This is a genomic window from Prevotella intermedia ATCC 25611 = DSM 20706 (assembly GCF_001953955.1).
Classification (GTDB): Bacteria; Bacteroidota; Bacteroidia; order Bacteroidales; family Bacteroidaceae; genus Prevotella; species Prevotella intermedia.
The window spans coordinates 658587-671767 of sequence record NZ_CP019301.1 but is presented as its reverse complement, the minus strand read 5'-3'; the positions used below and the strand labels follow the sequence as shown (position 1 = coordinate 671767).

Annotated in this window: 12 protein-coding genes; 4 read left to right on the top strand and 8 right to left on the bottom strand. The window is 42.2% G+C overall.

Translation table 11 applies throughout. From position 1 onward, the window contains the following. Nucleotides 1–1747: 1747 nt before the first annotated feature. The 5 genes from BWX39_RS11555 to BWX39_RS11530 all read right to left on the bottom strand — a co-directional run bounded on the left by BWX39_RS11555 (nt 1748) and on the right by BWX39_RS11530 (nt 5419). Nucleotides 1748–2926 carry a helix-turn-helix domain-containing protein gene (locus BWX39_RS11555; protein ID WP_028905862.1) on the bottom strand — a complete coding sequence of 393 codons (1179 nt, stop codon included), beginning with the start codon at nt 2924–2926 and terminating at the stop codon, nt 1748–1750. Nucleotides 2927–2998: 72 nt separating this feature from the next. Next, a complete protein-coding gene (locus BWX39_RS11550) occupies nt 2999–3937 on the bottom strand; it encodes a HipA domain-containing protein (protein ID WP_028905861.1) in 939 nt (312 codons plus the stop codon). Next, nucleotides 3930–4271: a HipA N-terminal domain-containing protein gene (locus BWX39_RS11545; RefSeq protein WP_028905860.1), complete on the bottom strand. Its 342-nt coding sequence runs from the start codon at nt 4269–4271 to the stop codon at nt 3930–3932. The genes BWX39_RS11550 and BWX39_RS11545 overlap by 8 nt, the downstream gene beginning before the upstream one ends. Then, nucleotides 4268–4471, bottom strand: a complete 204-nt coding sequence (locus tag BWX39_RS11540; RefSeq protein ID WP_014708734.1) for a helix-turn-helix transcriptional regulator — start codon at nt 4469–4471, stop codon at nt 4268–4270. Before BWX39_RS11540 ends, BWX39_RS11545 begins: the two co-directional genes overlap by 4 nt. A gap of 501 nt (nt 4472–4972) precedes the next feature. Next, a complete protein-coding gene (locus BWX39_RS11530; RefSeq protein ID WP_028905859.1) occupies nt 4973–5419 on the bottom strand; it encodes a hypothetical protein in 447 nt (148 codons plus the stop codon). 397 nt (nt 5420–5816) lie between these two features. Here BWX39_RS11530 and BWX39_RS11525 point away from each other — a divergent pair, with 397 nt between their 5' ends. Next, nucleotides 5817–6191 (top strand): RidA family protein, encoded by a 375-nt coding sequence (locus tag BWX39_RS11525; RefSeq protein ID WP_028905858.1) that lies wholly within the window; start codon nt 5817–5819, stop codon nt 6189–6191. Between the two features lie 121 nt (nt 6192–6312). Further along, a complete protein-coding gene (locus BWX39_RS11520; protein WP_028905857.1) occupies nt 6313–6729 on the top strand; it encodes a hypothetical protein in 417 nt (138 codons plus the stop codon). Nucleotides 6730–8570: 1841 nt separating this feature from the next. On the opposite strand, the gene BWX39_RS12210 is transcribed toward BWX39_RS11520, so the two are convergent. The 3 genes from BWX39_RS12210 to BWX39_RS12205 all read right to left on the bottom strand — a co-directional run bounded on the left by BWX39_RS12210 (nt 8571) and on the right by BWX39_RS12205 (nt 9669). Further along, entirely contained in the window at nt 8571–8732 is a 162-nt protein-coding gene (locus BWX39_RS12210; RefSeq protein WP_154650390.1) for a hypothetical protein, read from the bottom strand. 226 nt (nt 8733–8958) lie between these two features. After that, the gene (locus BWX39_RS11505; protein ID WP_144011004.1) at nt 8959–9144 is read right to left on the bottom strand and encodes a hypothetical protein; all 186 of its coding nucleotides are present in this window, start codon (nt 9142–9144) and stop codon (nt 8959–8961) included. Between the two features lie 381 nt (nt 9145–9525). After that, complete coding sequence (locus tag BWX39_RS12205) at nt 9526–9669, bottom strand: hypothetical protein (RefSeq protein ID WP_154650389.1); 144 nt, start codon at nt 9667–9669, stop codon at nt 9526–9528. 1670 nt (nt 9670–11339) lie between these two features. Between BWX39_RS12205 and BWX39_RS11500 the strand changes: the two genes are divergently transcribed. Both BWX39_RS11500 and BWX39_RS11495 read left to right on the top strand, forming a co-directional pair. Then, nucleotides 11340–12050 (top strand): hypothetical protein, encoded by a 711-nt coding sequence (locus tag BWX39_RS11500; protein WP_028905853.1) that lies wholly within the window; start codon nt 11340–11342, stop codon nt 12048–12050. Between the two features lie 445 nt (nt 12051–12495). Then, on the top strand, nt 12496–13155 hold the full coding sequence (locus BWX39_RS11495) for a hypothetical protein (protein ID WP_028905852.1): 660 nt from the start codon (nt 12496–12498) through the stop codon (nt 13153–13155). Nucleotides 13156–13181 lie beyond the last annotated feature (26 nt).

The window sequence follows — 13181 nt, the reverse complement described above, 5'->3', positions numbered from 1 at the left end:
CTTTTGGCTTTTCAGCCAGAAGATAAGTAAAAAAGTATCTGAGATTATTTCAGAAGTAAAATTAAACGAAAAAGAAGAGAAACTAGATGAGATAAAAAAGGGACTTGAGAAGAAGTTAACCTTTACTAACGTGAGTTCGATATAAGAATTTCCTCCAATATATTATCTATAAGGCACTTAGAGATTTAATAAACTCCAAAATAAAGAAATAATCTTGTAATTCGAGTATTTATTACCACTTAAAAGGGTTATAGTGAGCTATTTTATCTAATCAAGTCCGTTTTAAGAAGAATTAACAACAGCCTAATATGCTTATAATCAATAAGAAACGGAATATTTTTATTTGATTCTTATATCGAACTCACGTTTTACTAATGAACTTGAAATAGAAAATAATTGAATATAAGAAACTATGCTAATATATTATTTATACCCACATAGATATTTCCAAGTCAAAAGATTAAAAATACTATCTTGTCTTTCAAGTTTTCAATACCCTCTAGAAGGTCTATAGCAAACCATTTTTTATTAAGTTCGTATTAAGAAAAACTATTTATGACTTAATATGTTTATAACTAATAAAAAGTTAAATATATCCGTCTAATTCTTACACTAAACTCACATATAAATAAGCTTCTGCAACCTCTCCGATACGCCCCAACCAACCGCTTCCCTGCCGTCAGTGCACCAATCATCGCTTTCCTTTCACCCACAAGTACAAAACAGACTATGCGGAACGCGCCAAACCGCCCCTACCCTCTCGCCCCTATACCTTATTATATATAGGCAGAACACGCCACGAAGCTGTAAACATTTTCCGCAACCGCAACAATCGCATAACCACCTATGTACCAACACTTTACAAAACCTATTGTTTTGCATTCCAAAAGCGTAGGTTTTGCACGGTAAAAGCGGCTCTTTTGCATCGCAAAACAGCCGCTTTCGCACTGCCAAACCGAAATTACCGTTTTTCGTTGGAAGTATCTTTACAAAAATGGGGGACTTATTTGAAACCGCAAGAAAGAAACATTGGGAACTGCAATGGAGAATTTTGGAACTGCGATACAAGAATTTTAAAACTGCGATGCAAGAGATTTGAAACTGCGATGCAAGAATTTTAAAACTGCAATGCAAGGATTTTTGAGGTTGCCATAAAAAAATAAGGCTCGTATGCTTCACAGCTTACGAGTCTCATAGAACCAAAATATAATCTGAATTTATACCTATGAAAACCTTATTTACTAAGTATTTTACTTTATCCTTAAACTATTCTTTCTTATTCTCCTTACACTAATATAACCTGTTAATAATTACCTTGAAAAGCAATCTTTTACCTTTAAACTTCTACCTATATTTCTTGTATCTGATGCAAAGGTACACACTATTGCAGAATGTGCCTATAATTTTTCTGTTTTTCCGTACACTTTTTAGCGCAAACGTTTGCATTATACGGAAGAAAAGACCACTTTTTGACGTTTCGCAGGGCGATTACAACGCCTGAATTAGACGGCTATCTGTTTGATATTCTTTGCGTTAGAAAGGTACACGCCACGCTTTCAGCTCCTTTTCTTCGTTGTATTGTATTTTTACTCTCGATATTAGGAAATTTATAACCGCCACTTCCGCACACCCACTGAAAAACTCTCGCCCTCTCGTGAATACGCCTTGCAAACGTCAAATAACAAGGCGAGGCACGGAAAACCAACGAAAAAGCGCAGAAAACCGTGTGGTGTTCTGCGCTTTTGCATTATTCTTCGGCTGCTGCCAGCCACGCTTCTTTCCTCCATTTGCTCGGCGATTCGCCTTCCGACTTGGTGAACGACGCCGTGAAATGCGACAACGACTGATAGCCTGCACGCCTTGCCACCTTGCCCACCGACAGGTGCGGCTCGGTAAGCAGCAGGTTCTTGGCATACTCAAGGCGCAGACTCGACACCCATTCGCGGAACGAGAGGTGGAAGTGTCCGTTGATGTAGGTAGACAGATAGGTGCGGTTGGTGCACAGTTCGCGCGACAAATCCATGAGCGTCAGTCCGCTCTGCGTGAACCCATTGCGCTGAATCCACTGTTCAACGCCTTCGGCAATGCGCTCGGTGTTGTACGCCAGCGTCAGCGATTCGCCCCTTCCGTCCTGTCTTTCGTCGGGGTTGGCATCGTCGTCAGCGGCAAAATCGGCTTCGTCGGCATCAAATTCGTCTTGCTCCTCATCGTTTTCTATCGCCACATTTACCTTTGCATAGAACAGCAGATAGTTCTTGTAGGAAACGTAAATATATATATAAAAAGGTATGGCGGAGAGCATCCACAACACCACATAGCGGGCAGGAATGAACGTGAGCAGCCCCTGCGTAACGCCGAAGCCCACCGCCCAGTAGGTGAGCACCGACATCCAGCGGATATAAACGGCTATCTCGTCGGAGTAATACTCGTCCAACGTGCGCACGGCACGGCGATAAGCGCGCAGCAGCACCCACCCCAAGCGGGCGCAATAGAGCGTGAACGCCACTGCCATACCGATGAGCAGCCAATTGCGCGGCTGCCCTTCAGGCAAGACGAAATAGAGCGTGGTGGAGCAACCCACGTATGCCAGCCAACCGACAATGTGCCAAAGGAACCGCCGATGGGTAACATACTTCTTGACGAGCAGCAGCATCAGTGCCGAGCCGAAGAGCCACGCCGTGAACCAATAGGTGCACAGATTGATGAAGATGGCGCACGTAGGGTGTGTGAAACGTGGAGCGAAAAGAAGGTGAACCGTGTAGTTTGCCGACAGCAACAGCAGGGCACAGCCCATAATGGTGCGCGAACGGCGGTACTTTTTATAGATGTCGAGGTCGGGCAACCGTCCGACAATGAACCTGACGCCGAAGAACAGCATCAGCGAGAGCGACATACACAAAGGGTAACTGTATTCGATAGGCAGCATAACAGAGTTTTTCGTAATCGACTGTAAAATTAGGAAATAAGTGGCGAAGTACCAAGAAATGGGACGAAAACGTTATCGCTTCTGCAAGCGTTCCAACCTTTTTACGATGGTGTCTTCGTACGCCTTCTTCATGTCCTCGCTAAGAAAAGAACTGTGTATCAGCGTTTTCCATTTCGGAAGTGCCTTGTTCATACTTGCAATAAGGCGCAATACAATCTTTTCTTCCAAGCCCATTGTTGTGGCAGCCTGCAGAAAATCAGCTAACTTCAGCTTGTTTTTCCGACCCGAAAGCGTAAGTGCCAGTTCCTCTTTATCGTTCGGATTGGCGATTGAAACGTTCACAAGGTCGTAGGCTGGAGCCAGCTGATAGCTGTCGGCAGGACGATACAGCGAGAAGTTTTTAAGGTGCATGTCGTTGTTTCCCGTTACAAAACAGAAGAGTAACAGCTGCATATAGTTTACCAGAGCGAGCTTTGGCGTGTCGCAATGCTGCACGATGGCCTTTGCAATCTTTTCGTACGAGCTTTTGTATTTGTACTCGGTAGGGCGCAGTGTCAGCTGGCACATATCCTCCATATCTATCTTTTGTCCGTCGGTTGTGCGGTCGATGCGCTTGGTTATGTAGCCGAGCCTGCCGTCAGCCAGTCGGATAAGACTGTGGGGCACGACGTTTATCTTCGCAGCTTCGGCAAGATGCATCGTCAAATCCTCGTTTTCGGGCAACTGCGGATAGTTGTCTGTCTGTGGTTTGAATATGTAGTCGCCCCACAAACCAACTATCGTCAGACGGCTGGAATCTTCGTGCTTGTCGAGATTCAAGGACAGTTTGGGCTGCACACCCGTCAGTGCCGTCTGCGCACGAATCACCTGCTCCGCCAGTTCGTCGAGGTCTTCGTGTCGGTATTCGAACGTTGGCATTTCCTGTACGCCAAAGAATTTCTTGGCACACTGTGGGTGAAAGTCTTCCAGCCCCTTTTCCAACGGTTTATAACAATACAAACATTTACACATCGTCGGTGTCCTCCTCTGAATTTATGGCTACTACACTAACCGCCCCTATGCAGTCTTTGCAGCAAAGCAACAAGAGCGACATACGGTCTAAAACGCTGACATCGGCATTGCGAAGCGCAACATTGAGCAGCCAGCCTTCGGGTATCAGACCGTCGAAGAACGGAAACAGAACGGGACTGACGAAGGGTTCGGCTTGCAAGGGCAACGTCAGACTTATGGGCAGGGCGTCTTCCTGCGCAAGGTACGTGCCGTCGTAGCAGAAGCGATATTCGCCATCGTCTTCCGTCAGTATGCCTGCGAGCACGTCTTTTCGGTATATCTGTGCCTCTCTCATAACTTCTTGGTCGCCGTTAATTCGTAATTAAACAAATCGAGAAGCTGGTTCACCTTATCCATTCTAAGCGATGCCTTGCCTTGTTCCAAGCTGCGCACGAAGCACAAGCCCACGCCCGACTTCATGGCAAGGTCTTCTTGCGTAAGTCCGTATTCCTTTCGCAAAGCCTTTACTGTTATCGACAACTTCGTCTTCTCCATATCAACATTATATTATATCGAATACAAAGTTATAAATAAAAACCGATTTTATATTACTTTGAATATAAATTATACAGATATTTAACTATTTATATCCGTTCTAATGTAGTTCCGTTGGTTGTTCGGAAGCCTTTGTTGGAAATTTCGTGGTTGCATCTGTCGGTTTCTGGCAATTGCCTTTGCAGGGTTGGCTCTCCGTTTTAGGAAAGTGATGAATTGCGCCCCAACACCTTTTGCCGCATCGGTTTCAGTGCCGAATCTGTTGTAAGAAATGTTTACAGAAACCGTTTTAGTTTACCGCTCGCAACTATCTGATTATCAATAACTACGCTTTAACTCGCCAAAACCTATTGTTTCGCATTGCAAAAGCGTAGGTTTTGCAAGGTAAAAGCGGCTGTTTTGCATCGCAAAACAGCCGCTTTTGGAAAACAGAAGAAAAACCCTTGATTTTCTGTAAAGATAATTCGTAGTCGTGGATAGGCGTCAGAAACAGGGGGAAATTCACGCTCCAACGTTCTCGCTCAGCGGATTTCGGCGCACACGGGCACGCTTTATGTCCAACCGCATAGGGTGCAGAATGTGCTGCTGATGGTGCAACAGCAGGTACCGCTCGGCTACGGGGCGCACCCGAATGTTCTTTCGGGCACGTATCTTCTCCAACGTTCCCGACGGATTGTGTGGCGGAACAACATTCAGCACCGCACAAACCCGATTCACAATGCTGCGGAAACTGAGCGGCATGCCACGCTCGTCGAGCAGCAAACCCGATTCCCACACAAGGTGCGAAAGCTCTACGAGGTCGGTTTTCGTGCTCGCCCACTGCAGTCCCTCGGCGGGTTGGCGGTTCAACAGCTCGGAAAAATCGGCTACAATCATTGCCTTAATCCTGTCTACATCTTCGCGCGACCAACGGCGGTCGCCAACTTGCGTCTTTTTAAATAGCGTCATAATGTTTAATAAATAGTTTAGTGGAAGCGGAGCAAACGCACCAAGCGTTCCTCCGCTCGCCTGAAAAATAATTAAGGTTAATAAGCAAATCGCACACGAAACATTCGTCAAGTAAACCGAAACGCAACGGCACGACCGCAACAAAAAACTGAAAAAACAAGTCTGACGACATACGTTCTGCTTGTTTCGAGGGCAAAGATACTACCCCAATGTGCAGTATATGTGCAATCACAGAAAAATATTCGTTAAAGATAACTAACACCGTTGCATCGCCACCGCAGAAAATCGACTCCACAGACGACGAAAAAACGAAAAGCGAACGGCACATTTCCTGTTTTCAAAAAAAGTTCGTACATTTGCAGATATATAAGTCTAACAATTTAATCAAACTAAAATTATGAAAGTAATAAACACAAGCAAGGCTCCAAAAGCCATTGGCCCATACAGCCAAGCCATCGAAGCAAACGGACTCGTGATAACATCTGGACAGCTGCCCATAGACCCTGCAACAGGCGAATTTGCACCTGGCGGCATCAAGGAACAGACACGCCAGTCGCTAACCAACGCGAAAGCAATTCTCGAAGAAGCAGGCATCAGTCTTGCCAACGTAATGAAAACCACCGTTTTCCTTTCGGATATGAACGACTTCGCAGCCATGAACGAGGTGTACGCAGAGTTCTTCAACGAACCATTCCCAGCACGCTCGGCTATCGCAGTGAAGACTTTGCCAAAGAATGCGCTCGTAGAAGTGGAGTGCGTCGCAGCAAAATAAGCTGACGGACAGCAAACTGTACAAGATAAAACCCCTGAAGGCAGGTTCTAAAAACTTCACGTCGGAGCAGACTTATCTGCAAAAACGGTTTTTAGAATCTGCCATTTAATCATGACAAAGAATGAAAGATAACCTCTCTCGCAACTCGAATACTCGGCTTTCAGCTGCCGATGAACTTCAACAAAAAGCAAAAGACAAAAGTTTTTGGATAAACGCAGGCTGCCTGTTCTTCCTTTTATTATACGCCCTCAAGCCCATCATCGGTTCGTCCGATACGTACTGGTGGGTCGTGTCGGCTTTAGAAGTAATGGGCTTTGCAGTATTGCTGGTTTCCATAATAGCAGGATTTAAACGTAAACTACGAGTACATAGCAATTCTAAAAGCTTTGGAAAAACGATATATGCCTACCTTTTTATCTGTCTTTTAGGCATAACCGTGAACTACATATACCTATCAACGGTATCTCTGTTTTGGATTTCTATGACGCTTTTAGCTTTCGCCTTGATGTTTCTTGAAAAGCCCAGAAAACGCAGATAGAACATTTCAATAAAAGAATAAACCCCGAAGGCTGGTTCTAAAAATTCCACGTCAGAGCAGCCTTATCTGCAAAAACGGTTTTTAGAATCTGCCTTCTAACTACTATTAAGAATGAAAAACACTTCTCGCAAGCAATGCGCAAATTAATTTTATCCAACCCTCTCACTACAATTAAGAGTGAAAAATAAACTCTTTTGGATAAACGTAGGATATATACTGTTCCTTTTGTTATTCGCCTTTGAACCCATCATACCTTCTTCCGATGTATATTTCTGGATTATGCTGGCTTTAGCAACAATGGCTTTCATAGCATTGGTAGGATTTATAATAGGTGTATTTAAAAAGAAAATATCAATACAGAATGGTCTTATAAAGGAAGGAAACATTTTATTTGTCCACCTCTTTGTTTCCATTTTAGGTATAATTATAAGCTACATATACCAACCATTGCTATTGAATTTCTGGATATTTATACTCGTTTTAAGCTTGCTTCGCATATTTCTTAAAAAGCCCCTAAAACGCAGATAGCCACCACAGCCCTCCTTCCACCCCAACCCTAAACCACCTAGAAAATCTAGAACACCTATCTATCCCGCCACCAAAATCCCTTCCAATCCCAACTCTAGAATCCCTAGAAAATCTATGGCACCTATCTACCCCGCCACCAAAATCCCTTCCACCACCAACCCTAGAGTACCTAGAGCCTCTAGGGCACCTATCTCCACCGCCACCAACCCTCCTTCCCCCACCAATTCTCGAGTACCTAGAAACTCTAGAACACCTACCCACCACCCTCTCACCCCCTCCCCAAACCCCAACTGCGACAAAAAGGGAGGGTCGCAACGACCTTTTGTTAAAATCATCATTGCCCCCAAAGAAAATATCCCTTACACTGAAAGCGCAAAACTATCGGTTCAATTAGAATATCATTTTCTTAATCATTATAATAGATTATATAGGAACCGCTAACTATCTGACACTCAAAACACCCCGCCATCGACCGCCGACAAATAAGTAAGTTACCGCCGACAAATAAGGAAACGACTGCCGACAAATAAGTAATCTTGCTGCGACAAATATGTAACTCTGCGCCACCGTCGCACGACAGAAAGGGAGAATAGCTGCGACAGAAAGGGAATTTTTCACTTTTTTGACGCCGAAAGTCGCCCCTTTTGCCACCGAGAACTGCCCTTTTCGTTTCTAAACTACCACTCCCCCACCCTTTATATATGTAGCCTTGCTCAATAAAACCGCCCCGAATGCTTTACATTTACAACCTTGCAACACGCTGAAAACGTGGTATATACACATTCATAAACACAAGTAGCGACAAAAGGGGAGCAACATTTAGAACCATAAAAAACAACCTTTGCCGACAAAAAGGGAAGAAAGTGCGCCCACGTTCCGAATCTCCTGCCAGCATTAAGCCACACTTCCTCGCATTCCCCGTACTTCCTTCGCTGCGCACAGTCAGGCACGTAAAGTCGCAACCCTTTCCCTTCCTCACACCCCATACAGCCTATATCTGTGCGCTTTCTTCAATGTTTATAACATACCCCCTTCCATTCCTCGCACCCCACGATACATATATGCATAGCTATTCTTCAGTATTTATAACGTGCTTCCTTCTGTTCCTCACACCCCACGATACATATATGCATGGCTATTCTTTAGTGTTTATAGCGTAAATCCTTCCATTCCCCATACTTACACCGCATATATCTGTGGGCATTCTTCATAATCTGTGGCGTTATTTCCGCCCATACCCCATTCTATTTGCGTAGTTCTACTTTCGCATTGCAAGCGCGTTAAATACCCTCTTGCGCTGCGCCCCTCTCGTATTAGAAGCGCAATGCTCCCACCCCTACGCTGCTGTTGCCTTGCTCGAGGCTCGTGTACAGCGTGTATTCAGGGTAGATAAAGGCGTTCTGCCTTCTGTTTCTCCCACTCACGCTGCCCACTTCTGCATGTTCATCAATGTGCTTCTGCGTGTTCATCAGCATACTGCTGCGTATTCGTCAACGTGCGGAATACATTGATTTACACCTCAATACCGCCTGCACACCTCTAAAACTGTTCTGTTAAAACCATCGCTTTTCACTCTCAAATTTCTTCCATTTCGCCTTCAGATTCTTTCCACTTCACGCTCAAGTTCTATTCATTATGCCCTCAACTTCTCTCCATTTCATTCCCCAACTTCCGTTCTTTTATCCTCACACCCCCTTCCTTTTATTTTCTTGCTTCTTCCCTTTTCGCCTCTCTGCAACCGTCCAACTCACCCGCCCTGCAACCCTCTATATGCGTTTCGGTTTTCTCTCCCAATTTGTCGCACATATATCGAAAAAGCATTCTTCCCTTTTTGTCGCACCATACCAACGTCCCCATTTCCTGCAATCTTACTAATTTGTCGCCCATAAAAGCTTGCCACCCCACCTAAACCGCTCTTCAACCCTGCAAAAACACCTTTCCGCCACCCCAAAACCCTACTTTTTGCTGCGACATATTAGTAACAAATATAAGCGAAAAATGCACTAATGAGCAATATTCAACGCATTATAAAACAGACAAATAAGTGAAAATGCTACATTAAAACTTAAAGAATTTACAAAACTTTTCACTTTTTTGTCGCCGTTCGCCTTTAACACACCCCTTATCTACTATGTATATCAGTTACTTACGTTGTCTTTTACACATCTAAAAGATATATTCCCATTTTGTCGAACCTATACTTTCGCCCATATTTCTTCCCCTTTTGTCGCACGGAAGCTGCACTATTGCCGTGCAACGACAAATTTCCTACATTTCTTTTTCGCCATTCTTACCATTTTTTACATTCTCTCCCACCCTGCTCTGGCAATCGCTTAAAATGTTTTTCCATTTTTTGTTGCTCACCGAAACCACTTCCATCACACCAAAATATCTTCCGTATTTGTCGCTCATAATTTTGAGTTTTCTATTTTGCTCCTATTCTTCAAGCGACGAAAATCAGAATTTTCCTCTCAGAAATCTTTAATACTTCCTGCCCGCCCCCTTCTATTTTATATTTTGAAATTTTACATTTAGCAGTATGGAGTTTTCTATTTTTCTCTCCGATTTTTCTATTTTACAAACCGAAACTTCAAACTATGCTTACTGCCACCAACACCGTGCAACGACCAAAGCAATATTTCCGAGTTTCTATTATCGGCCATTGAGAATTTGAAACTGTAGAAAGAAACTTGCTTTATCACATTCCAAGTACCCCGAACTTGTTTTTTAAGCTGCTGCCTCTTTCCATTATAGATATAAGGAACGCAAAAAATCAATTTCCTCGCATCGTATTGTGGGCAATCTACATTGTGCTTCGTACTATCTATATAATGTAAGGGCGTGATTCATCACATTTCTAAAACAGAATAAAAATGCAATTTTACGGAACTGGCGACAATATTCTGAAAAGCTAATAAATATGTGTTTTATACATTTTCTGCACTGTTTGCTTATCCGTTGGGTTTTCCTTGCAAAAATAATGATGGCGTATTGCAGTAATATTAATAATGTGTCGTGAAAACAACAGCAATGTTTGGTAAAAATCGTAGCTATGGTTGGCGAAACCAATATCAGTAGTTACTAAAAATAATAGTAACATTTGGCGAAAGTGGCAATGATGCGTTACAGAAATAATAATGGTGTATGCAAAAGTTTGTAGCGTGCGGAAAACAGCCCCTTTCATACCCTTTCTATTTTCTCGATTGGTTTTTCTTTTCCCTTAAAACTGCCTACCGTTTTCGCTTGAGCAAATCTTTAGTGAAACAATTTCTGTTTTGTAATGAAAATGTTGTGGCTTTATACCGTGCGTATAGAACCGTTATACTGCGCGTGCAGTTCTTTTCAGTCCCAGCAGTGTTGGTTGAAACACCTCGCATTCTTTTATTTTCTTCCTTATAAAAGTAAAGATAAAGTAATATAAATATATAAAAACAAAGAAACAAAAAGATAGAAATAGAGATTTTAATAAAAATATATCGCCGAGTAATAATTAATAACTTGTAAATATAAATATATAAAAACAAAGAAATAAAATAATAAAGAAACAAAAGAAAGTTATTATTTTAATATTCCTGTTTATAAAGACTTAAAAATATTTTGCCATTTAAATGTTTTGTCATACATTTGTATTTGTAGACGAATGTTGAAGATTATGTTTTTATATAAATATATCTTTAGTTGTCTATAAAGTTGCGTTTGCAGCGAAGCGATGATTGAGATGCAAAGGGTAAAGCGTTGTAAAGTGTTGCTATGTAGAATATAATGTAAATATATAAAAATATAAACGCTTTTTACTTGTCGTTCCTTCCAGCCTTTCTGCATTACGTTGAGTGTTCTTTGAATAACTGTTTTAAAATATTCTTGCTTACTTCTGTAAATATATAAAAATAGATTTAAGTTTTTATTTCAATAGGCGAAATGGATTTATAAAGACTTCTTTAAATATGTTTCTATGAAATAATATAGATAAAAATATATTGTAAAACATAAACACGGAAAAGGTTATATATTTATAAAAGTAAAGAAAGAGTAATATTTAAAAGCAGTAATATAAAGAAGTAAAACTATAAATATATAAAAATATGAAGATAAAAATATTTGAAATAACGGGGCGTCGGGTTGCAATACTGGGTTGGTCGGTGGGCTTAGGCATCGCTTTGATGTTGCTGAAGTTTTTCGAGAACTTCGGCGAAAAGGTTGATGTGTCTGCCGTAGATGTGTTTAAAGTGGTAGACAGTGCAACAAATGTGTCGCCGATAGTAGGTGCGATAGGATTGGGAATAGCACTTTGCCAGGTGGCGGCGTGGGAACAGCTTCGCTATGCTTTGTTGAAAGCCGATAAGTTTTGGTTGCAATTGGCGCAAATAGTGGCGATGGTGCTGACGCTTTTGGGCGCGGTGGTGGCTGTAATGCCTTCCGGAACCACGCTGACGGCTTCGGGTGCGATGATGCAGACGAGTTTTGGTGCGTTTCAAGCTGCACTGCCATTTTATAATAATTTGGCGATTGGCATTGCGAATTTGCTCTTGGGTGCAGGTTTGGCAATGAAATTTGCGGGCAAAGTGCGCCTTTACGGTGTGGCACTCTTGGTTTTGCCTGTACTTTCGTTGTTGGCAGGCGAATTTTACACCTATTTATATACGAGCGTTGGGGGACTTACGCTGCAGACGTTGGAAACCTATCGCACAATGATGCTTATATTCCAGTTTGCCGTTCAGGCAGGATTAATGGTGTTGTTGCGCCGCACGATGAGTGGAGTAGGGGAGAGTAATGCCGAAATAAACGAAGCGTAAAGGGTGTAGCTGAACCGATTTTGTGAAGTTAAACTCGAGCGAAATAAGGCTGAAACGCATTCGAAACGCATTAAAGAGTTAAATAAAGGTGCTGCAAGATGCGTTTGAAAGTTTCAAAAGAGTTAAGAAACGATGTTTCTATACACATTCAAAGCTCATTAAAGAGTTAAACAAAGGTGGTGCAAGGTGCATTTGAAAGCAATATAGAAAGCTAAGTAAAATGGTGATAATACACATTTATAAGTGCGTAAAAAGCAAAATAAAAATGTGGTCATACGCACCTGATTGCAAGCAAAAAGGTAAATACAATATTACCAATATACGTTTAAAGGTAAATAAAAAGATAGAAAAATAAATTTAAACATAAATATATAGAATATTGATAATTATGATTTTACAGCGCATTTATTTATAAATAGATTTTAAAAGATAAATATATAAAAATATGATTAAGTCGTTAATTGCCCATTTTGACGTTCGCCCTGCAGAGCAAAAGTTGCTTACGGTGCTGGAGCTTATTTTTGGTTTCAGCCTTGTGGGCTTGTTCCTTGCCGTGTTGAATCAGAGTGGCGATATGCTCACAGAGGGCAGCGTGCAGGTTTCCGACAATGTTTCCATTGTGTGCGAGTCGCTCATTTACCTATCTATCATAGGACTGTTGGCAATTTGGAACCGTTGTTTGCGCAGGTTAAAGTACGAAGACAGCAGCTTGAATATTTTGCGTTTGTCAAAGTTAGCCATAGTTGCAGGCATTGTTTACGTGGTTTTGGGCAAATTTTCGCTGTTTTATTACGGCACCGAAGAGTTTCCGGTTGTTCTCGATTGGATAGTTACGATAGCTAAAACGATGTTTCTCTTGTACACTGTTTATCTTTTTTCGTGGGTTCATTCCCACGCCGGGCGACAACTGAAACGCTATACCAACCGTGCAACCGTGGCGATTCTGGCAGCGATATTCTTTGCTTTCGTTGCAGTTCTCTTTGCATTTATCGAACTGCCTGCTGGCGTTATGGGTGCATCTTGGGCTCTTTCGCTCATTGCCCTCTGCTGTTGCTTCGTGATGTTGAGCCGTATGCTGAAGTACAAAGGTAGCGAACAATCATAGCAAACAGTCGAAAACGCATAACATAC